Annotated in this window: 18 protein-coding genes; 8 read left to right on the forward strand and 10 right to left on the reverse strand. The window is 67.9% G+C overall.

Features of this window, described 5'->3' with window-relative positions; translation table 11 throughout:
• On the forward strand, positions 1 to 1,650 hold the full coding sequence (lnt, locus tag KWG56_RS15180) for an apolipoprotein N-acyltransferase (RefSeq protein WP_219352775.1): 1,650 nt from the start codon (positions 1 to 3) through the stop codon (positions 1,648 to 1,650).
• Between the two features lie 14 nt (positions 1,651 to 1,664).
• Complete coding sequence (locus tag KWG56_RS15185) at positions 1,665 to 2,078, forward strand: helix-turn-helix domain-containing protein (protein ID WP_201098416.1); 414 nt, start codon at positions 1,665 to 1,667, stop codon at positions 2,076 to 2,078.
• 10 nt (positions 2,079 to 2,088) lie between these two features.
• Here KWG56_RS15185 and greA read toward each other — a convergent pair whose 3' ends face one another.
• Positions 2,089 to 2,568, reverse strand: coding sequence for a transcription elongation factor GreA (greA, locus tag KWG56_RS15190; protein ID WP_219352776.1), 480 nt, complete (start codon positions 2,566 to 2,568; stop codon positions 2,089 to 2,091).
• 77 nt (positions 2,569 to 2,645) lie between these two features.
• On the opposite strand from greA, the gene KWG56_RS15195 reads away from it, so the two are divergent.
• The gene (locus KWG56_RS15195) at positions 2,646 to 3,854 is read left to right on the forward strand and encodes a TIGR03862 family flavoprotein (protein WP_219352777.1); all 1,209 of its coding nucleotides are present in this window, start codon (positions 2,646 to 2,648) and stop codon (positions 3,852 to 3,854) included.
• A 38-nt stretch (positions 3,855 to 3,892) separates the two neighbouring features.
• Positions 3,893 to 5,551 carry a M28 family metallopeptidase gene (locus KWG56_RS15200; protein ID WP_219352778.1) on the forward strand — a complete coding sequence of 553 codons (1,659 nt, stop codon included), beginning with the start codon at positions 3,893 to 3,895 and terminating at the stop codon, positions 5,549 to 5,551.
• A gap of 21 nt (positions 5,552 to 5,572) precedes the next feature.
• On the opposite strand, the gene KWG56_RS15205 is transcribed toward KWG56_RS15200, so the two are convergent.
• Positions 5,573 to 7,900, reverse strand: coding sequence for a sensor histidine kinase (locus KWG56_RS15205; protein ID WP_219352779.1), 2,328 nt, complete (start codon positions 7,898 to 7,900; stop codon positions 5,573 to 5,575).
• A 120-nt stretch (positions 7,901 to 8,020) separates the two neighbouring features.
• Here KWG56_RS15205 and KWG56_RS15210 point away from each other — a divergent pair, with 120 nt between their 5' ends.
• Positions 8,021 to 8,419, forward strand: a complete 399-nt coding sequence (locus tag KWG56_RS15210; protein WP_219352780.1) for a metallopeptidase family protein — start codon at positions 8,021 to 8,023, stop codon at positions 8,417 to 8,419.
• Positions 8,420 to 8,428: 9 nt separating this feature from the next.
• Here the strand turns inward: KWG56_RS15210 and mutM are convergent, their stop codons facing one another.
• Positions 8,429 to 9,292 carry a bifunctional DNA-formamidopyrimidine glycosylase/DNA-(apurinic or apyrimidinic site) lyase gene (mutM, locus tag KWG56_RS15215; protein WP_219352781.1) on the reverse strand — a complete coding sequence of 288 codons (864 nt, stop codon included), beginning with the start codon at positions 9,290 to 9,292 and terminating at the stop codon, positions 8,429 to 8,431.
• A gap of 91 nt (positions 9,293 to 9,383) precedes the next feature.
• Here mutM and KWG56_RS15220 point away from each other — a divergent pair, with 91 nt between their 5' ends.
• Positions 9,384 to 11,447 carry an OPT family oligopeptide transporter gene (locus tag KWG56_RS15220; protein ID WP_219352782.1) on the forward strand — a complete coding sequence of 688 codons (2,064 nt, stop codon included), beginning with the start codon at positions 9,384 to 9,386 and terminating at the stop codon, positions 11,445 to 11,447.
• A 232-nt stretch (positions 11,448 to 11,679) separates the two neighbouring features.
• Positions 11,680 to 13,512 (forward strand): translational GTPase TypA, encoded by a 1,833-nt coding sequence (typA, locus tag KWG56_RS15225; protein WP_219352783.1) that lies wholly within the window; start codon positions 11,680 to 11,682, stop codon positions 13,510 to 13,512.
• Positions 13,513 to 13,736: 224 nt separating this feature from the next.
• On the opposite strand, the gene lpdA is transcribed toward typA, so the two are convergent.
• The 6 genes from lpdA to KWG56_RS15255 all read right to left on the reverse strand — a co-directional run bounded on the left by lpdA (position 13,737) and on the right by KWG56_RS15255 (position 18,804).
• Positions 13,737 to 15,143, reverse strand: a complete 1,407-nt coding sequence (lpdA, locus tag KWG56_RS15230) for a dihydrolipoyl dehydrogenase (protein ID WP_219352784.1) — start codon at positions 15,141 to 15,143, stop codon at positions 13,737 to 13,739.
• 141 nt (positions 15,144 to 15,284) lie between these two features.
• Positions 15,285 to 15,557, reverse strand: a complete 273-nt coding sequence (locus tag KWG56_RS15235; RefSeq protein ID WP_201098392.1) for an HPr family phosphocarrier protein — start codon at positions 15,555 to 15,557, stop codon at positions 15,285 to 15,287.
• The gene (locus tag KWG56_RS15240; RefSeq protein WP_201098390.1) at positions 15,554 to 15,958 is read right to left on the reverse strand and encodes a PTS sugar transporter subunit IIA; all 405 of its coding nucleotides are present in this window, start codon (positions 15,956 to 15,958) and stop codon (positions 15,554 to 15,556) included. The genes KWG56_RS15235 and KWG56_RS15240 overlap by 4 nt, the downstream gene beginning before the upstream one ends.
• A 119-nt stretch (positions 15,959 to 16,077) precedes the next feature.
• Entirely contained in the window at positions 16,078 to 16,506 is a 429-nt protein-coding gene (locus tag KWG56_RS15245; RefSeq protein ID WP_219352785.1) for an HPr kinase/phosphorylase, read from the reverse strand.
• Positions 16,503 to 18,131, reverse strand: coding sequence for a sensor histidine kinase (locus KWG56_RS15250; RefSeq protein WP_219352786.1), 1,629 nt, complete (start codon positions 18,129 to 18,131; stop codon positions 16,503 to 16,505). The genes KWG56_RS15245 and KWG56_RS15250 overlap by 4 nt, the downstream gene beginning before the upstream one ends.
• On the reverse strand, positions 18,100 to 18,804 hold the full coding sequence (locus tag KWG56_RS15255; RefSeq protein WP_201098386.1) for a two-component response regulator ChvI: 705 nt from the start codon (positions 18,802 to 18,804) through the stop codon (positions 18,100 to 18,102). The genes KWG56_RS15250 and KWG56_RS15255 overlap by 32 nt, the downstream gene beginning before the upstream one ends.
• A gap of 208 nt (positions 18,805 to 19,012) precedes the next feature.
• On the opposite strand from KWG56_RS15255, the gene KWG56_RS15260 reads away from it, so the two are divergent.
• The gene (locus tag KWG56_RS15260; RefSeq protein WP_219352787.1) at positions 19,013 to 20,731 is read left to right on the forward strand and encodes a hypothetical protein; all 1,719 of its coding nucleotides are present in this window, start codon (positions 19,013 to 19,015) and stop codon (positions 20,729 to 20,731) included.
• Between the two features lie 16 nt (positions 20,732 to 20,747).
• Here the strand turns inward: KWG56_RS15260 and KWG56_RS15265 are convergent, their stop codons facing one another.
• The gene (locus KWG56_RS15265; protein ID WP_219352788.1) at positions 20,748 to 21,071 is read right to left on the reverse strand and encodes a TFIIB-type zinc ribbon-containing protein; all 324 of its coding nucleotides are present in this window, start codon (positions 21,069 to 21,071) and stop codon (positions 20,748 to 20,750) included.
• Between the last annotated feature and the right edge of the window lie 186 nt (positions 21,072 to 21,257).

Below are 21,257 nucleotides of genomic sequence, written 5' to 3' on the forward strand. Positions count from 1 at the left end.
ATGATGATCGACGCTGTTCTGGACCGTTTCGCCGCCCCCATCCGGGCCTTGCCGGACAGACGGCGCGCCCTGGCCTGGCGGCTGATCCGCATTCTTTTGGCCCTGCTGGCGGGCGCCGGGACAGCGTTTGCGCATCCGCCGTTCGGGGTTCTGATCGGTCTGTTGGGTTATCCGCTGCTGATGATCCTGTCGGAGCGGTCCGACACGGTGCGCGGCGCCTTCTGGATGGGCTGGCTGGCGGGGTTCGCCTATTTCTTCGTCGGCTGCTGGTGGGTGGCCGAGGCCTTTTTCGTCAATCCCGAACAGGCGTGGATGGCGCCCTTCGCGGCCAGTCTTCTGCCTGCGGGCCTGGGCCTGTTCTGGGGGGCGGCGACCGCGCTCTATCGCCGGTTCGCCCCCATCGGATCGGTCCGGGTCCTTCTGTTCGCCGCCCTGTTCTGCATCTTCGAATGGCTGCGCGGCCATGTGCTGACCGGGTTTCCGTGGAACCCGGCGGGCGCGACCTGGAAGGCGGGCGGCGGCATGTCCCAGTTCGCCTCGCTCGTCGGCGTCTATGGCTTGAGCCTTGTCACAGTCGCCGCCACATCGGCCTTTGCGCCCCTGATCGGGCCGGGCCTGAAACGCAGCCGCCTGATCTCGGCGGGTCTGGGCGCCCTGACACTGGTTTCGGTCGGCGTCTTCGGCGCGGTGCGGCTGGCCCGGTCGGACCTTCAGTTCACCGACACGGTGGTGCGTCTGGTCCAGGCCGATGTGAAACAGGAGACGAAATGGTCGCCCGAGACCTATCGCTCCATCGTCGACCGCTATGTGCAGCTGACGGCGCAGCCGACCACGAACCCGGACGGTCGAGCGCCCAATGTCATCGTCTGGCCGGAAGGGTCGCTGCCGGCTTCGGCCAACGACGTCTTCGCCTCAGAAGACGCCCGCGCCATCGCCGAAGCCGTCCGCCCCGGCCAGACCCTGCTGGTCGGCCTGGCGCGCGGACAGATCGATCCGACCGCGCCCGACGGCGCCCGCTATTACAACAGCCTGTTCGCCCTGTCCGGCGAGGGTCAGGCCGGTCTGCGGATCACCGCCGTCTATGACAAGCACCGTCTGGTGCCGTTCGGCGAGTATCTGCCGCTGGGCTCGCTGATGACCTCGATCGGGCTGCGCAGCCTGGTCCATATGCCCAGCGATTTCTCGGCTGGACCCCGGCCCGAGCCCATCGCCATCCCCGGCGCGCCGCGCGCCCAGATCCTGATCTGCTACGAAAGCCTCTATCCGGGCTTCACGCCGGGCGCTGCGGGGCGGCCGGATTGGATTGTTAATGCATCAAATGACGCGTGGTTTGGTGCAACCTCTGGTCCGTTGCAGCATCTGAACCTGGCCAGCTATCGCGCCATCGAGACCGGCCTGCCCATCGCCAGAGCCACGCCGACCGGCGTTTCGGCCATGATCGACCCCTGGGGACGGATCGTCGGCAACTCCCAATTGTGGTCAGGCGTCATGGGGGTGGTGGATGCGCCATTGCCCCGTCCGACGGGTGTCACAGCCTATGGTCGTCTGGGCGACTGGCCCTTGCTGATCGGCCTTTTGTTCGCACTTTTCCTGTCCTTGTGGCCGCTGGGACAGCGAACTAGGGTGGCCCCGAATCGCGAGTTGAACTGAACGGGGGGGAAGTCTTGGCGCGCATCAAGGATGAGGATCCGCATCCCGTAGACCGCCACGTCGGTCGCCGCGTTCAGGAGAAACGCCTCGGTCTGGGTCTGACCCAGACGGCGCTGGCCAAGGCGGTCGGGGTCAGTTTCCAACAGGTGCAGAAGTACGAGAAGGGCACAAACCGCGTCTCGGCCTCCAAGCTTTTCGAAATCGCCGACTTCATGAAGGTGGACATCCCCTTCTTCTTCGAGGGCTTCGCCGTCGCCCAGCCGGGTTTCGGCGAAGAGGAGACCGCCGCCTTCGACCACGAACGGTCGGCGACCAAACACTCCATCGAGATCGACAATCTGGTGCGCCGCCTGCCGGCCCGCAAACAGAAGCTGATCCTGGACATGGTGCGCGAAATGCTGGGCGAAGGCCCGGACAGCGAAGACTGACTGCGGCGTTTTAGTCGACGGCGACGATCTCCACCGTCTGACCCGCCACCGTCGCCTCATCCCCGGCCCGCTTGCCCAGAACGGCGCGGGCCAGAGGCGAGACATAGCTGACGCTGCCCTGAGCCGGATCGGCCTGGTCCTCGCCGACGATGCGCCAGGTCTGGGTGCGGCCGTCCTCGCGCGCGATTGAGACGGAGCCGCCGAAACGCACGACGCCGTCATCCTCGCCCGGCTCGACCAACTGGGCCGAGGCGCGGCGGGCGCCCCAGTAGCGCAGGTCGCGCGTGGCGCGGGCCATGGCGGTGCGGTCGCTTTCGATCGACCCCTGAACCTGGGCGGCGGTGTAGGCGGTGCGGGCGGCGGCCAGCTCGGCCTCGATCAGGGCCAGGCCTTCAGGCGTGACCAGATTGGGATGGGGCGAGATCGGGCGGTCCGCCAGGTCGGCGGCCGTGGCTTCCAGATCTTCTTCTCGGGTGAAGGCGACGCTCATGGCGCGGAGCATAGCGGCGCCCGACCCTATGGCCAGCCCTATGGTCAGGACGGGCGCGAACGGGCAAAGCGAAGGCGATGACGCAATCCGCGAAAAAACAGGTTCATGTGATCGGCGCAGGACCGGCCGGTCTGATGGCGGCCGAACGTCTGGCCCAGTCTGGCCTGAGCGTGGTCGTGCACGAACGGATGCCCTCAGTCGGGCGCAAGTTTCTGATGGCGGGCCGGGGCGGGCTGAACCTGACCCATTCGGAGCCTTTGGCCCCCTTCCTCGACCGATATGGCGCCGCCGCCAGCCGGGTCGCCGGATGGCTGGAGGCCTTTTCGCCGTCTGATCTGGCCGCCTGGGCCGCGGGTCTGGGGCAACCGACCTTCGTCGGGTCCAGCGGGCGGGTGTTTCCCAGGGCGATGAAGGCCTCGCCCCTGCTGCGGGCCTGGCTGGCGCGATTGAATGCGCTGGACGTCGAGGTGCGGCTGCGGTCGCGCTGGACCGGCTGGGAGGACGAGGCCCTGCGGTTCGAGACGCCGGACGGAGAACGGCTGGAGACGCCCGGCGGCGTGGTCCTGGCCCTGGGCGGCGCCAGTTGGCCGCGTCTGGGCTCGGATGCGGAGTGGACGCAGTGGCTGGATGCGCCCGTGCGCCCGTTCCGGCCCGCCAATGCCGGATTTGACGTGGCCTGGTCGGATGTCTTGCGCGAGGGGTTCGCCGGGCGTCCGCTGAAGGGGATCGCGCTGACGCATCAGGACCGCACGGCGCGGGGCGAGGCCATGATCGCCGCCTATGGGATCGAGGGCGGGGCGATCTACGCCCTGTCGGCGGGACTGCGCGATGCGGTGGAGCGGGACGGTCAGGCGACGCTGGTCATCGACCTGAAGCCCGATCTGGCGGCGGATGATGTGGCGGCGCGTCTGGCCCGTCCGCGCGGCAAGGCCAGCCTGTCCAATCATCTGAGAAAGACCGTGGGGCTGGATGCGGTCGGCGCGGCCCTGCTGCGCGAGGCCGGACCCTTGCCGACCGCGCCTGATGAGCTGGCCGCGCGGATAAAGGCCACAACCGTGACCCTGAGCGGGGTTCAGGGGCTGGAGCGGGCCATATCGGCGGCGGGCGGGGTGAGGTTCGACGCGCTGGATAAGCATCTGATGCTGACGGCTCGGCCCGGCGTCTTCGTCGCGGGCGAGATGCTGGACTGGGAGGCGCCGACCGGCGGCTATCTGCTTCAGGCCAGTTTCGCGTCCGGCGTCGTGGCGGCGCAGGGCGTGAAGGCCTGGCTCGACAGGTCCGGCTGATCGGCCCAAGAAGACGGTCAGATCTGGAGGGAAACCGCATGAAGACCCTGACCACCGCCGCCGTTCTGGCCCTGCTCGCCGCCACGACGGCCCAGGCCCAGGCCCAAGCCCAGACGCAGGACGCAGCGCCTGCCATCAGCGCCGAACGGATGAACGAGGCGGTGCGGGTTCTGGCCTCGGATGAGTTCGAGGGGCGCGGCCCGGTCTCGGCGGGCGAGGAGAAGACCGTCGCCTGGCTGGCCGAACAGTTCCGCGCGGCGGGCGCCGAGGGCGGCGGGCCGAACGGCTCCTATTTCCAGACCGCCCTGTTGTCGCGCACCCGCCAGAACGGGCCGGCGACCGTAACGGCCAGGGTCGGCGGCCAGAGCCTGTCTCTGGCGCGCGGGCCAGACGTGCTGGTGTCCAGCGACCGCCCCGTGGACCATATCACCGTCACGGACGCCCCCATCGTCTTCGTCGGCTATGGCGCCGATGCGCCCGAGCGCCAGTGGGACGACTTTAAGGACGTGGACGTGCGCGGCAAGGTCATCCTGGTCCTGGTCAACGACCCGGATTTCGAGGCCGAGGCGGGCGAGCCGGTCGCCGGTAAGTTCGACGGTCAGGCCATGACCTTCTATGGCCGCTGGACCTACAAGTTCCAGGAGGCGGGCCGTCGCGGGGCGGCGGGCGTGCTGGTGATCCATGAGACGGCGGGCGCCGGTTACGGCTGGTCGGTGCTGCAGAACTCATCCGCGGCGCCCAAGTTCGACATCGTCCGGGCCGATCCGAACGCCGAGCGCGCGCCCTTCCAGGGCTGGATCCAGCGGGCCAAGGCCGAGGAGATCTTCCGCGCCGCCGGGCTGGATTTCGCAGCCCTGAAGACCAGCGCCCGCCGGGCCGACTTCCGCCCCGTCGTTTTGCCGAATGCGGCCATGAGCGTTGATTTCGGCCAGATCGCTGACCGGGTTGAAAGCAGCAACGTCCTGGCCCGCATCCCCGGTTCGGAGCGCCCGAACGAGACGGTGATGTACGGCGCCCATTGGGACGGCTACGGCGTCGGCACGCCGAATGCGGCGGGGGACAAGATCTATAATGCGGCGGTCGACAATGCGACCGGCGTCGCCGCCCTGCTGGAGCTGGCCCACGCCTTCGCCGAGGGGCCGCGTCCGAAGCGTTCGATCGTTTTCGCCTCCTGGACGGGCGAGGAGGCGGGGCTTCTGGGTTCGACCTATTACGCCGCCAACCCGGTCTGGCCGCTGGAGACGACCGTGGCCAACATCAATGTCGACAGCCTGCTGCCGGGAACCGAGATCGACCCGAACATCGTGGTGATCGGCAAGGGCAAGAACCAGCTGGACGACTATCTGGCGCGGCGTGCGGTGCAACAGGGCCGCACCCTGATCGCGGACCCGGCGCCCCAGGCCGGGGCCTTCTATCGCTCGGATCACTTTCCGCTGGCGCTTGAGGGGGTTCCCGCCCTCTTCCCCGCCGCAGGCTTCACCGGGGCCAGCGCCGCCAGCCGCGACTATGTCCAGAACCGCTATCACCAGCCGACGGACGAATGGGACCAGACCTGGCGCATGGACGCCGCCGCCGCCGACGTGGCCCTGATCTATGCCGTCGGGCGTGATCTGGCCGATACCAACGTCTGGCCGGAATGGAACCCGGACGCCGAGTTCGCCGCCGCGCGGGATCGCTCCAAGGCGTCACGGAAGTAGGCGCCGCCAGGAAGGCGGAGGCTAAAAGCCTTCGCCCTCCAGCGCCAGTTCGGGCGGGGCGGCGGTGGTGGCGGCGCCGAAGGGCAGGTGCAGGATGAAGGCGGCGCCCTTGCCGGGGTCGCTTTCCACCTCGGCCCAGCCGCCGTGCAGTTCCACCAGAGCCTTGACCAGGGCCAGGCCCACGCCCGGACCGCCGCGCTCGCGCCGCACGAAGCGGTCAAAGACGTGGGGCTGCAGGTGATAGGGGATGCCGCGTCCGGTGTCGGCGACCGACAGGCGCACTTCCGACGCCGTCGCCTCGGCGGTCAGGGTGACAGCCCCGCCTTCGGACACGGCGCGGGCCGCGTTCTCCAGCAGATGCTCCAGCGCCTGACCCACGCGGCGGGCGTCGGCGCGGATCGGCCGCAGATCGGGCGGATAGGTGACGGTCAGGCTGGCGCCGCGTCCCTCGACCTTGCCGCGCACCTTGGCGGCGGCTTCTTCGAACAGGTCGCCGATGCGCACGTCGCCCAGCGACAGCTCCATCTCGCCCGCGTCGATCTGGGACATGTCCAGCACGTCGTCGATGGAGCGGGCCAGCTGGCTGGCGGCGACGCGGATGGCGCCGGCGTGCTGGCGGCTGCGCTCAGGCAGGTCGCCCAGGGTCTCCAGCAGTTCCGAATAGCCGACGATGGTGGTCAGGGGGGTGCGCAGCTCATAGCTGACGCTGCCGACGAACTCGCGTTTCAGGGCCTGGCTTTCGGCCAGAGCCTGTTCGCGCTGGACCAGGGCCTGCTCCAGCTCGCGCCGGGCGGTGACGTCGGAGAAGGCGACCAGGGTTGCGCCGTCCGGCAGGGGGCGGGTCTGCCAGGCGGCGGCGCGGCCGTCGGTGGTGCGCCCCTCGCCCGAGATGGCGACACGGCTTTCCGGATCGGGATCGGCGACGCGGGCCTTCAGTCCCAGCCACAGGGCGGGATCGGGCAGGACGGGCTTGCACAGCTCAGCCAGGGCGTCGAACTCGGTCGCGCCCTCGATCCGGTCTGCGGTCAGACGCCAGAAGCTTTCGAACGCCTCGTTGTGCAGGCGCAGGCGTCCGTCCGATCCGAACACGGCGACGGCGTCGTTCAGCTTGTCCAGGGTGGCGCGCTGGACCTGAAGCTGGGCATTGAAGCGGCTGCGCAGCTGAAGCTCGTCGGTGATGTCCGAGAAGATCAGCAGGATGCCGCCCAGCGGGTGCGGCTGGCGCACGACGCGCAGGGTGCGGCCGTCCGGCAAGGACCAGCTGTCGTCCGGCGAGGCTTCGGAGGCTTCATAGAACTGAAGCTCGCGCGCCTTCCATCCGGCGTAGTCGACCACCTCGGGCAGACGGCGGCGCTGGCGCAGGCGATCCAGCAGTTCGGCGTGTGTCGGGCGTTCGTCCAGCCAGGCCGGGTCGATGTCGAACAGGGTCTGGAAGGCGGTGTTGTGGAAGGCCAGACGCTTGGATGGACCAAAAATGGCCACGGCGTCGGCCAGATGGTTCAGGGTCTCGTCATGGGCCTCGACATGGCGGCGCAGGTTGTCGCGCGTTTCCTCGGCCTCGGTGACCTCTATGGCGAAGACGGTGACGGCGCCCCCGCCCGCCGGTTCGGCGATGATGCGCCAGGCGCGGCGCGCGCCCCCGCCGGTGGTCCAGCGGAAGCCCTCCTGACGCACGCCCAGACGGCCCGTCTCGGCGGCCAGAGCATCGGCGCCCCGGTCGAAGCTGAGGTTCTTCTCCAGCGCCTGTTCGATGGTCTCGGCGCCAACCTCGGCCAGCCAGGCGCGATTGGCCCAGGCCAGTTTGCCGGCGCCGTCCACGACCCAGGTCGGCGTCGGCGAGGCGTCGGCCAGCAGGGCCAGTCCGCTTTCGACGGCCTCGCTTCCGGTCAGGGTCAGGCTGGAGGCGGGCGACAGCCGCACCCAGGCGGCGCCGCCGGCGACGCGGCCCTCGATCCGCCACGGCTCATGGTCCAGCGACAGCAGGCCTTCGAAGGCCTCGCCCGTGTGGACCAGGGCCTCGATTTGACCGGCGTGGGTCTGGGCCAGTCGGGCCAGTATGGCCTCGCCCGCCTCGGCGGTTTCGTCGGACAGGCGCGCGATCAGTTCGGCGGGACCGATGGGGTCGCCAGCGGGGCGGCCGTCCGGCGTCAGCGGCAGGCTGACGTCGTCGAAGGCGCGCAACATGCTCTCGTGGCGACCCAGGTCGGCCAGGGCGTCAGCGCATCTGTCCTGGGCCAGGTCGCTGGCGGAGGCCAGGCGCGCGCGCAGACGCACGGCCCAGGCGCTGACGGCCAGCGCCAGCCCGGCGGCCCCTGCGGTGGCGACATAGGCGATGTCGGCCTCGGCCATGTGTCTCCCTGCGACGCGATTCGCGGTTAACATACCCCAGTCGCGCGAATTTGCGCCTTTTCCGTTGCAGCGTCATCACGTCCGATTGCGACTTTGGTCCGGGACGGCGATAGCGAAGGCATGACCGACGTTTTCGCACCCTCTCTTGACGACTTCGCCCGGTTGGCCCGCGAGGCCTTCGACGCCCTGCCTGCGCCGTTCCGGCACGCGGCGGGCGAGGTGGTGTTCCGCATCGACGATTTCGCCGACGAACAGACGCTGAAGGATCTTGAGATTGAGGACCCGTTCGAACTGACCGGGCTTTATCACGGCGTGGACATCGGCAGCCGCGACGGCCTGGGACCGGCGTTCGAACCGTCGCGGGTGTTCCTGTACCGCCGCCCCATTCTGGACGAGTGGTGTGAACGCGGCGACGTGGGCCTGGCTGAACTGATCGCCCATGTGCTGGTCCACGAGATCGGGCACCACTTCGGCCTCAGCGACGACGACATCCACGCCATCGAGGATGCGGCGGACTAGGCCTGCGCCCTACGTCTTCTGGCAGACGGGGCAGTAGAAGGTCGAACGCCCGCCCTGGACGATGCGGGCGACGGTTCCCTTGCAGTTGTCGGTGCGGCAGGCCTGGCCCTCGCGGCCATAGACGTCGAACCGGTGCTGGAAATAGCCCTGCCCGCCCTCGACATTGGCGAAGTCCTTCAGGGTCGATCCGCCCGCTTCGATGGCGTCGTTCAGGACATTGCGGACCTCGGTCGCCAGCCTCTCGAGCCGGGCCTTGGATATCGAACCGGCGGCGGACAGGGGCGAGATGCGCGCCCGATACAGGGCCTCGCAGACATAGATGTTGCCCAGACCCGACACGATCCGCTGGTCCAGCAGGGACACCTTGATGTTCTGCTTCTTGCCGTCGAAAGCCTCGGCCAGATGAGCGCCCGAGAAGCCGTTGCCCAAGGGTTCGGGCCCCAGGCCTGCGAACCATGGATGCAAGCCCACGCTGGCGGTTGCGATCAGGCCCATGAAGCCGAAGCGGCGCGCATCCGCATAGCCGATACGGGTGGCGACGTCGTTTCGTATTGCGCAGGCGCTGAAATGTTCGTGCTTGCCCGCGATGGGCGCGGGTTCCTCGAACTCGCCCAACTGCATCCCGTCCAGGGTGAAACGCCCGGTCATGCCCAGATGGGTGATCCAGGTGTCGCCGGTCGACAGCGGCGCCAGCAGATATTTGGCGCGGCGGTCGATCCGCAGGACGACGGCGCCCTCCAGCCGGTCGACGAAATGATCGGGGAAGGGAAATCGCAGGTCTGGCCGGTTGATCCGCACGCGCGACAGGCGCGCGCCCTCCAGCACCGGCGTCAGGCCGCGTCGGACGGTTTCAACCTCGGGAAGTTCAGGCATGAAGCGGTTCCTAGACCGGGCGATCATGCAAAGCGAGTTGCCGCCTGCGTCATTCTGCGCTTACGGTCCCGGCAAACGTGGGAATTCTTCAATGACTGACAATAACGCCGCAACGCCAAAGCCTGGCGGCAAGCGGCTGGAACTGACGCTACGCTCGCTGGTGCTGGGGTGTCTTCTGGCCGTGGTCTTCACCGCCGCCAACACCTATCTGGGCCTGCTGGTCGGCCTGACCTTCGCCTCGGCCATTCCGGCGGCGGTCATTTCGATGGCCATACTGCGGGTGTTCCGCACCTCGACCATCTGGGAGAATATGACGGTCCAGACCGTCGCCTCGGTCGGCGGGGCCATGAGCTCGATCATCTTCGTCCTGCCGGGTCTGGTGATGATCGGCTGGTGGCTGGAGTTCCCGTTCTGGCAGTCGGTCGCCATCTGCATTCTGGGCGGCATTCTGGGGGTGACATTCTCCATTCCCCTGCGTCGCGCCCTGGTCACCAACGGCGGCCTGCCCTACCCGGAAGGCGTCGCCGCCGCCGAGGTGCTGAAGGTCGGTTCGCGCGGGGCTGAACAGACCGAGAGCGCCGTGCGCGAGAACAAATCGGGTCTGTGGATCGTCGTCGCGGGCGCCGTGGTTTCGGCCGGTTATTCGTTGCTGGTCGCCGGCCGCGTCTTCGCCGGTGAGGCCGCCAAATTCATCAAACTGCCTGCCGCGCTCGGCGGCGGCGCGACGGGCATGGGCTTCGGCATGCAGTTCGCCCTGTTGGGCGCAGGCCACCTGATCGGTCTGACCGTGGGTCTGGCCCAGCTGTTTGGTCTGATCCTGGCCTGGGGCATTGCGGTGCCGCTGCTGACCTCGCCCGACACGGTCGCCTGGCTGACGGCGCACGGCATTCCCTCGATCGCGGCGACCCTGCCTGCGGGCGCCCATGCCGAACAACTGGCCATGACGGTCTGGAGCCGTGAAGTCCGCTTCATGGGCGCAGGCGTCATCGGCGTCGCCGCCATCTGGACCCTGATCAAGCTGGCCGGGCCTCTGGTCGCCGGTCTGGCCTCGGCCCTGGCCGCCAACGCCAAGCGGGAACACGGCGAAGCCCTGGACCGCACCGAACAGGACCTGCCGATCAAGCTGGTCGGTTCGATCTCGGTGGCCTGCCTGATCGGCATAGCCGGTCTGCTGGCCTGGTTCGCCCAAACGGCCCCCGCCCTGGCCTCGTCCACCCCGCTGCTGGTGATCGGCGGCCTGGTCTATGTGGTGCTGATCGGTTTCGCCGTGGCGGCCATCTGCGGCTACATGGCCGGTCTGATCGGGTCGTCCAACAGCCCGGTGTCGGGCGTCGGCATCCTGGCCATCATCATCGCCTCGCTGCTGATGCTGGGCGTCATGGCCATTGCAGGCGTGCCTGCGGATCCGTCGATCATCGCCTTCGCCCTGATCGTGACGGCGGTGGTCTTCTCGGTCGCCGTCATCGCCAACGACAACCTGCAGGACCTGAAGACCGGCCAACTGGTCGAGGCCACCCCGTGGCGCCAGCAGACGGCCCTGATCGTCGGGGTCGCCGCCGGCGCCCTGGTCATTCCCTTCATCCTGAACCTGCTGAACCAGGCGTTCGGCTTCGAAGGCGGCCCGGCGGCCATCGTCGAGGGCACCAAGACCCTGGCGGCGCCCCAGGCCACCCTGATCTCGGCCCTGGCGCGCGGCGTCATCGGCGGCGATCTGCGTTGGGACCTGATTGGTCTGGGTGCGGCCATCGGCCTGGTCATCATCGTGCTGGACGCGGTGCTGGAGAAGGCGACCAACAAGAAGATCAAGCTGCCGCCCCTGGCGGTCGGCATCGGCTTCTATCTGCCCGCCGCCGTCACGACCATGCTGGTCATCGGCGCCGTCTGCGGCTGGCTGTACGACCGGGCCTCGCGCTCGACCCGCTACGCCGACGTGGCGCGCCGCATGGGCGTGCTGCTGGCCTCGGGCCTGATCGTGGGTGAAAGCCTGTTCGGCGTGCTGACGGCGGGCGTCATCGTCTCGACCCGCAGCGACGCGCCCTTCGCCATGCTGCCCGCCGACACCGTCTGGCCGGCCATGCTGGCGGGCGTGATCGGCTTCTTCGTGTTGACCTTCGGTCTGTACCGCTGGGCCATCACTCGAGCCGCCAAGGTCTGATACTTTAGGGCTGGAAATCACGCGGATGGGGGCGGCGGACACAGGTCCGCCGCCCTTTTTCGTTTGTGCGCGCACGGATCATCCGCAGCGATAATCCGACAGTGAGATTTCACCGCACTGGCGTTTTGGCGCCAAGGCCTGTAAGAGGCCGCCTGAAATCCTTCCCACATCTGCATCTTGTTGCAGCGGCGCGGCCTTTTCCGTGACCGAACACAGTCCGCCCGAGCCCGATATGAACCTTCGTAACGTCGCTATTATCGCCCACGTTGACCACGGCAAGACGACCATGGTTGACGCCCTTCTCGCCCAATCCGGCGTGTTCCGAGCCAACGAGGCGACCACAGAACGCGCCATGGACTCCGGCGACCAGGAAAAAGAACGCGGCATCACCATTCTGGCCAAGTGCACCTCGGTGCTCTGGAACGGCAAGGCTGGCGAAACCCGCATCAACATCATCGACACCCCCGGCCACGCCGACTTCGGCGGTGAAGTCGAGCGCATCCTGGGCATGGTGGACGGCTGCGTCATCCTGGTCGACGCCGAAGAGGGCGTCATGCCCCAGACCAAGTTCGTGCTGACCAAGGCGCTGAAGATGGGCCTGCGCCCGATCCTGTGCATCAACAAGGTCGACCGCGCCCACGCCGACCCGGACCGCGTCCACAACGAGACCTTCGACCTGTTCGCCGCCATCGGCGCGACGGACGAGCAGCTGGACTTCCCGCACATCTACGCCTCGGGCCGCAGCGGCTGGGCGACGCTGGACCTGAACGTCCCCAACGACAACCTGCACCCGCTGTTCGACCTGATCGTCGAACACGTTCCGCCGCCCAAGGTTCAGGAGAACCGCGACAAGCCGTTCCAGATGCTGAACGTCCTGATCGAAAGCGACCCGTTCCTGGGCCGCCTGCTGACCGGCCGCATCCAGTCCGGCAAGGCCGTGCCCGGCATGGCCATCCACGCCCTGGACCGTGACGGCAAGGAAATCGAGCGCGGCCGCATCACCAAGGTTCTGGCCTTCCGCGGCCTGAAGCGTCAGGGCCTGGAAGAGGGTTCGGAAGCGGGCGACATCGTCGCCATCGCCGGCATGTCCAAGGCCACCGTCGCCGACACCCTGTGCGCCATGGAAGTCACCGACGCCCTGCCCGCCCAGCCGATCGATCCGCCCACCATCTCGATGACGGTTTCGGTGAACGACAGCCCCCTGGCCGGCCGCGAAGGCGACAAGGTCCAGTCGCGCGTCATCCGTGACCGCCTGCTGAAGGAAGCCGAAGCCAACGTGGCCATCCGCGTGACCACGACCGAAGGCGGCGACGCCTATGAGGTCGCAGGCCGTGGCGAACTGCAGCTGGGCGTTCTGATCGAAAACATGCGCCGCGAAGGCTTTGAAGTCTCGATCTCGCGTCCGCGCGTGGTCTTCAAGACCGGCGAGAACGGCGAGCGCCTGGAGCCGATTGAAGACGTCATGATCGACGTGGACGACGAGTTCTCGGGCATCGTCATCGAGAAGCTGTCGGCCCGTAAGGCCGAAATGACCGACATGGGCCCGTCGGGCGCAGGCAAGACCCGCATTCAGCTGAAGTGCCCGTCGCGTTCGCTGATCGGCTATCAGGGCGAGTTCCTGACCGACACGCGCGGTTCGGGCGTGCTGAACCGCGTGTTCAGCCACTATGAGCCGCACAAGGGCGAGATCGCCGGCCGCCTGAAGGGCGTGCTGATCTCCAACTCGGACGGCGATACGGCGGCCTTCGCCCTGTGGAACCTGGAAGACCGCGGCGTCATGTTCGTGGGCGCGGGCGAGAAGACCTATCAGGGCATGATCATCGGCGAGAACAGCCGTTGGGACGACCTGGACGTCAACCCGATCAAGGGCAAGCAACTGACCAACGTGCGCGCCTCGGGCAAGGACGAGTCGGTCCGCCTGACGCCGCCGCGCCAGATGTCGCTGGAGCAGGCCATCGCCTATATCGACGACGATGAGCTGGTCGAGGTGACGCCGAAGTCGATCCGCCTGCGCAAGCAGGTGCTGAACCCCTCGTTCCGCAAGAAGCGCGTTCGCCCGGAGTAGTCGCGAGACGATGTCCTTCTCCCGTTGGGAGAAGGTGGCCCGAAGGGTCGGATGAGGGTTCTGCGGCGGACCAGTCCGGACACCGGACCCTCACCCTTTCGCGCCAGGACGACGGCTGCGCCGTCGTGCGCTCAAGCCCTCTCCCGGCGGTAGAGGAATGCACAAAGAAAAACGGCGCGCCCCGCTAGGAGCGCGCCGTTTCTGTTTTCAGGGTGTGCGGCCGATCAGGCCTGCATGGCCCAGCCTTCGACATCCATGGCGGCCTGACGCACGGCTTCCGAACGGGTCGGGTGGGCGTGGCAGGTGCGGGCGATGTCTTCCGAGGCGCCGCCGAAGCTCATGGTGATGGCGGCCTCGTGGATCATCTCGCCGGCCTGCGGGCCGATGATGTGAACGCCCAGAACCTTGTCCGTGGCGGCGTCGGCCAGAACCTTCACGAAGCCGTCGGTCTCGTGATTGATCTTGGCGCGGCTGTTGGCGATGAAGGGGAACTTGCCCTTCTTGTAGTTGACGCCAGCGGCCTTGAGCTGCTCCTCGGTCTGGCCGACCCAAGACACTTCCGGGGCCGTATAGACGACGCTGGGGACCAGGGCGTAGTCGACGTGGCCGTACTTGCCCGCGATGATGTCGATGGCGGCGACGGCGTCTTCTTCCGCCTTGTGCGCCAGCATCGGGCCGTGGGTCACGTCGCCGATCACCCAGACGCCGTCCGCGACCTTGAAGTGGTCGTGGTCGATGAAGCCGCGCTTGTCGGGCGTCACGCCCACGCTCTCCAGACCCAGGCCGTCCGTATAGGGACGACGGCCGATGGCGACCAGGACGACGTCGCCCTTGAGGGTCTCCGCAGCGCCGCCCGCCGACGGCTCGACCGTCAGCTCGACCCCGTCCTTGCCCGACTTGGCGGCCGTGACCTTGGCGCCCAGTTTGAACTTCATGCCCTGTTTGGTCAGGGTGCGCTGGAAGGTGGTGGCGACCTCGGTGTCCATGCCCGGCGTGATCCGGTCCAGGAACTCGACCACGGTGACCTCGGCGCCCAGGCGGCGCCAGACCGAGCCCAGCTCCAGACCGATGATGCCCGCGCCGACCACGATCAGCTTCTTGGGCACCGACGGCAGCGACAGGGCGCCGGTGGAATCGATCACCTTGCCCGCCTCGAAGGCGACGCCCGGCAGCGGGGTCGGCTCGGAGCCGGTGGCGATGACGATGTTCTTGGTCTCCAGCGTCTGGACCGAACCGTCCTCGGCTGTGACTTCAACCTTGCCCTTGCCGACGATCTTGCCCTTGCCCTTGATCCAGTCGGCCTTGTTCTTCTTGAACAGGAACTCGATGCCCTTGGTCAGGCCCAGGACGCTTTCGTCCTTGGACTTCTGCATCTGGGCCAGGTTCAGCTTGGGCGAGACCTCGATGCCGATCTTGGCGAACTCGCCGTTGGCGGCCTCCCACAGCTCCGAGGCGTGCAGCAGGGCCTTGGACGGCATGCAGCCGACGTTCAGGCAGGTGCCGCCCAGCGTGCCGCGCATTTCGACGCAGGCGACCTTCAGGCCCAGCTGTCCGGCGCGGATCGCGGCGTTATAGCCGCCCGGCCCTCCGCCGATGATGACGACGTCGTAGGGAGCGGGGGCTTCGGCCATGATATCCTCTGATCGTTCAGCGCTTGGGATGCTGCGCGGGGCTTAGGCGCCAGACCCGTCGGGGTCAACCGCCGCGCTCCATATGGGTATGGGTTTGCGACCTTTGGAGGGGCCTGTGGCGTTTGCGTCGCCGCGCGCCGTCTATTGGTCTTCGTCGAACTTGCGCGCGACCAGATCCCGCAGGGCCTCGATGGCCTCGTCGGCGTCCGGGCCTTCAGCGGACACGTCAATGCTGCAGCCGATGCCGGCGCCCAGCATCAACAGGCCCATGATCGAGCGGGCGTCCACGGTGACGCCGTCGCGCGTGACCTGAATTTCGCTTTCAAAGCCGGAGGCCAGCTTGACGAACTTGGCCGAGGCGCGGGCGTGCAGGCCGCGCGTGTTGCAGATGTCGAACCGGGCCGCTGCGCTCATTTTTCGCCCGCAAGAACCCAGGACGCGACCGAGATGTATTTGCGCCCCGCGTCCTGGGCGTGGGCCACGCAGGCCTCCAGCGTCTCGCGGCTGCGCACGCTGGCCAGCTTGATCAGCATGGGCAGGTTCAGCCCGGCGATGACCTCGGCCTTGGTCTGCTCCATCACCGAGATGGCCAGGTTGGAGGGGGTGCCGCCGAACATGTCGGTCAGCAGGATGACGCCGTCGCCGTCGTCCACGGCCGCAGCCGCGTCCACGATGTCGCGACGTCGACGCTCCATGTCGTCTTCGGGGCCGATGCAGATGGCCGCGACGCCGCGTTGCGGGCCGACCACATGCTCCATCGCCGAAAGAAATTCTGACGCCAGTCCCCCGTGGGTGACGATGACCAGACCGATCATAAGGACTTCACTCGCAACCCGCCCAAACCGTCCCAGCACGTCGACTTCGCCCCGGCTGGCGCCCGGACGCGCCCGCTCAGGACCGCAAGAGGCCTGTCATAGACCCGTTATCTGTAGGGTCAAAGCGTAAGCAACGCCGCATCGACCATGTCGGGGGCGGAGGGCAGGCGCGGGTCGAGGGCGAACAGGGGCAGGTCCACCCCCTCGAAACGCCGTGTCTGCGGCTCTGGAAGCCGTTCGACCGCCTCTGGAACACAGGCGACGGTCAGGACGACTCTGGCGATCAGCCGTGTCTCGACGGACACGATTCCCACGCCGCGCGCTTCGATTCTTCCGGCGATCTGCACCGGCGCCGTGGCGTAGAGCGCGCCCTGGGAGGCCCAGACGCGGGTGTAGTCGTCGCTGACCAGTCGCCAGCCGCGTCCGATCAGGCGCAGGCCCAGGTCGCTCTTGCCCGCGCCGGACGGCCCCAGCAGCATCACCGCCCGCCAGCCGTCCGGGCCGAAGCGGGCGACGGTAGTGGCGTGGAGGGGCTGAATCTGGGTCATGCGCGTTTGCCCACGGCCGGCAGGGCTATCACGAACCGGGCGCCGAGGATCCGGCCGTCTTCCGCCAGCCGGTTTTCTGCCCAGGCGCGGCCGCCGTGCGCCTCGGCGATCTGGCGCACGATCGACAGGCCAAGGCCGGAGTTGGAGCCGAAGGCCGCCCCCTTGGGCCGCGAGGTGTAGAAGCGTTCGAACACCGTCTCCAGGTTCTCGGCCGGGATGCCGGGGCCGTCGTCCTCGACGCGAATCTGGATCGGCTGGTCGCCGTCGGTCTCCTCCAGGGTCACGCGCACCACGCCGTCGGGGGGGCTGAACGAGCGGGCGTTGTCGATCAGGTTGCGGAACACCTGGCCCAGCGGCCCGTCACGGCCCATGACGCGCAGGAAGTCCTGCGGCTGGGTCAGCTGCACCGGAATGTCGCCCGGCTTGGCCGTGGTTTCATAGACGCTGACGATGTCGCCCAGCAGTCTGTTCAGTTCGATGGCGCGCGGCCGGTCGCGCGACAGTTCGGCGTCCAGGCGCGAGGCGTTGGAGATGTCGGTGATCAGCCGGTCCAGGCGCCGCACGTCCTGCTGCAGCAGGTTGGTCAGCTTCTCGCGATGTTCATCCGTCTTGACCAGAGGCAGGGTCTCCAGCGCCGAACGGATCGAGGTCAGGGGGTTTTTGATCTCGTGCGATACGTCGGCGGCGAACCGCTCGATGGCGTCCATCCGCGTCGACAGGGTGTCGGTCATGGATTCCAGCGACCGGGCCAGATCGCCGATCTCGTCCTTGCGGTCCTCAAGATCGGGCAGGGAGATGGCGCGGGCGCGTTGCAGCTTCACCTGATCCGCCGCCGCTGACAGGCGCATGACCGGGCGGGCCACAAACAGATGCAGCATCAGCGACGCCAGCAGGTTCACCCCCAGCGCCACCAGGGCGAACGGCATCAGGGCGCGGCGCTGGGCGCTGAGGATTTCATCGACATTGCCCGCCTCGACCGTCAGGGCGCCCAGCACCTGACGCACATGACGCACGGGAATGGTGACCGAGACGACGCGCTCGCCCTGTTCATTACGGCGGACGGTGACGACGGAGCGGCCGTCGAGGGCGGCGTTGACCTCGCCGCGAATGGCGGCCTCGGCCTTTTCGGCTTCCGCCGCTGCACGGGCCTTCTTGCGGCTGTCGTCGGCGACGGGGGTTCCGGCGGCCTGCGCCGCGCCCAGAGGCTGGCCGCTGACGGCCTCGGTCACCTGATAGGAATCGACGACCAGAAGGCCGTTGCTGTCATACAGGCGCACCCGCTGGCCCGCCGGGATGAAGCGGTCGGTCAGCCAGATGGAGGCGCGCTCCAGGTCCAGTTCGGGCGTGGGGACGCCGCGCGTCACCCCCTCTTCGCGCAGCACGTTGGCCAGCAGTTCGGCCTGAACCGTCAGGGATTCCTGGCGCGCCTCGATCAGGCCCTGGCGCCATTCGTTCAGCAGCAGGGCGCCGCCGAACAGGATCAGAAGGCTGAGCAGATTGAGCGAGAGGATGAAACCGCCCAGCCGCGAGCCGCCGAAGCGGAAGCGTCTTCGGCGGGCGGGCGTTTCATCCTCGGGCCGAGGCCCGGAGAGGTCAGCTTTCGCGGTAGCGGTAGCCGACGCCATACAGGGTCTCGATCGCGTCGAATTCGTTGTCCACGGCGCGGAACTTCTTGCGCATCCGCTTCACGTGGCTGTCGATGGTGCGGTCGTCGACATAGACCTGATCGTCGTAGGCGGCGTCCATCAGGTTGTCGCGGCTCTTAACAAAGCCGGGGCGCTGGGCCAGGGCCTGGAGCAGCAGGAACTCGGTGACGGTCAGCTTGACCGGCTTGCCGTCCCACATGGATTCGTGGCGGGCGGGGTCCAGCGACAGCTTGCCGCGCTTGATGGCCTTGCCCGAGATGTCGGCGGTGGGTTCGGCCTCGATGCCGTCGGCACCCGTGCGGCGCAGCAGCGCCTTGACCCGCTCGATCAGCAGACGCTGGCTGAACGGCTTGTGGATGTAGTCGTCGGCGCCGAGGTTGAAGCCGAGAATCTCGTCGATCTCCTCGTCCTTGGACGTCAGCATGATGACCGGGATCTGCGAGGTCTGGCGCAGGCGGCGCAGCACCTCCATGCCGTCCATGCGCGGCATCTTCACATCGAGGATGGCCAGATCCGGCGGCGTGCTCTCCAGCGCCGCAAGGCCCGCGGCCCCGTCGTGATAGGCCGTGATCTTGTGGCCGTGACTTTCCAACGCCAGTGAGACGGAGGCGACGATGTTCTCGTCGTCGTCGACCAGAGTGATGTTCGCCAAAGGGCTTCTCCTGAACTTAACGTTCCCGCGAGCGAGAACGCACGGCAAGCGTAACCGTTCGATCTGGTTCACAATAGGGCCGTTTAATTGGCCCTTCATGACATGATTTCAACGTAAGGAGGTCCTCGCCTCCGTCGTCTCGCGGAAAATTCATCGTTCAGCCTGGTCCGCAACCGGTCCTTAAAGGCTTCCCCGGTTAGAAGCGGGCATGGCCGGGCCGATCCATTACGAAGTCTATGTTCGCAAGACGGCCCTGTCCGACTGGGCCCTGCTGATTGCGTCGGAGAACCGCAGGCATGCGGTCGAGGCCGCGCGCGAGCACATCGACGCCAAACAGGCCGTCGCCGTGCGTGTCACCAAAGAGACGCTGGATCCGGATACGATGGCGTTTCAGAGCGTCGTCATCCTGAACCTGGGCTTGCCGGAGCAGAAGGTGAAAGCCTCGTCCGAGACCGAAACACGCCCGGCCTGCAGCACCCCGGTCGAGCTTTACGCCCCCCATGCGCGGATGCTGGTGGCTCGGGTGCTTGAGGACTGGCTGAAACGTCAGGGCGTGACGGCGTTCGAACTGTTGCACCGACCCGATCTGGCCGAGATTCTGGAGGCGTCGGGCGTGGAGCTGCAGCACGCGGTGCAGAAGATCGCCGTGCCGGAGGCCCAGGCCTCGGGCCAGGAGGTCCACGCCATGATCCGGCACTATCAGCGGCTGGCGGACGCCACGGTGGCCCGGCTGCTGAAGGCGCGGCGGGACGGACGGTTTCCGACGCTGGACAAGGCGTCGGTCGCCGATGTGGCGCGCCGTCTGGTCGATGAGCCGGAACGGGTCTTTGCGATGGGGGGCGTGGTGTCGCAGGCCCTGGTCGGCAAGAAGGGCGCGCGGGCGCGTCTGGACGCCCTGATGGACCTGGTCGCCTCTGCACCGGCGGATGGACCAGAACGCGCCCTGGTGTTGGGCGCCGTCGAACAGATCGCCGCCGAGATGCTGGCCGTGCGGGCCAATGTGGTCGAGATTCTGGAGCCGTCGCTGGATCTGGGCGCCAATCTGGCCGCCGTCATCCGCATGATCGCCCCGCGCGAGGTCGAGGCCCTGATCGCAGTGGATGGTCGGATGGCGCGTCTGACCCCGCAGGTCGAGGGGCCGGCAAGGCGGCTGGGCGATCATCTGGCGGCGGGCGGATCGTCGCTGCTGACCGCCTCGCTGACGCGGATGGTGGTGCGCGAACTGACGGGTCAGCGCCGCCTGCGGCCCTCTGACCCAGTCGGCGAGATCGATATTCTGCGCGTTCTGGCCATGGGGCTGACGGCTTCGGCGGGACGGCTGCTGAGCCTGGAAGAGGTTCAGAACGCCTTCATCGAACGCTCCAGACGTCTGGTCGCCGCCGATTTCGTCGCCGCCTATGTCAAGGATTGCCCGACCGCCCTGGCCGAGGCCGAACAACTGGCGCGGCTGTGCGAGAACGTCACCGGCGGGGCCAGCAAGCGGGCGGCGGCGCGCTGGCTTCTGGCCTGTATCGCCGCGCTGAGATTCGAGACCGAGATGCGGCAGTCGACGCCGGGCGGACCGACGGCGGCGCAGAGGCTGGCGACGCTGGCGCGGCTGCAGCGTTCGGTGCGCATATCGCATCTGGGCGAACCCGAAGAGACCCAGATCCTGGCCGCCATCGGCGTGGTCGGCGGCGCGGTGGAGGCCGACGCCGGTCTGACGGCCCAGATCAGCCGGGCCAAGATCGCGCCGCTGCACAGGCTGGGCGTGCTGCTGCGGCTGGCGGCGGGCGAGACGGCGCCGATCGGCCCGGCGGCGGATCGCGCGCGGGCCGAGGCGCTCAGGCTGTTGCGCGCACCCGAGGTCCGCACGGCTCTGGCCGACGCCCCCGGCGAGATGGCGGTGTTGAAACCTCTGATGCAGACGGCGGGACTGGCGGCCTGATCCGCCGCCTGACGGCTCAGTCGAAGATGTCGAAGATGCTGTCGCGTTTCTTCTTCTTGTAGCGATAGTCGTCGTCGCGGCGGTGATCGTCGCGGTGTCTGTCATCGCGACGCGGCTGATGCGGCGCGCTCCACGGCTGGGGCGGGGCCTGATGCTGGGGTTGGGGGGCGGCGAGGGGCGCAGAGGCGCGGCCTTCTTCGACGGAGGCGGCCATCAGCTTTTCCAGCTCGCCGCGATCCAGCCAGACCCCGCGACAGGATGGGCACATGTCGAACTGGACGCCGTTGCGCTCCAGCGTCTGCATGGCGGCGTTGTCGTTCGGGCACATCAACAGGGGCATGTGGGCTCCATGGGTTTCCAGAGGAAACGGGGGTCGATGCATGGAATCCTGAGGGGGAAATGATCCACGCACCGACGCGCCCGTGCGGTCCGACATCGCATCGCTCGATCCGGCTGAGGAAGAACAGGGCGCCGAACCGGAGCGGCGCCAGAGGGGCCCGTCCCGCCTCTTCAAGCTAGGGAGGCG

Source organism: Brevundimonas nasdae (assembly GCF_019395145.1).
GTDB classification, from domain to species: domain Bacteria; phylum Pseudomonadota; class Alphaproteobacteria; order Caulobacterales; family Caulobacteraceae; genus Brevundimonas; species Brevundimonas nasdae.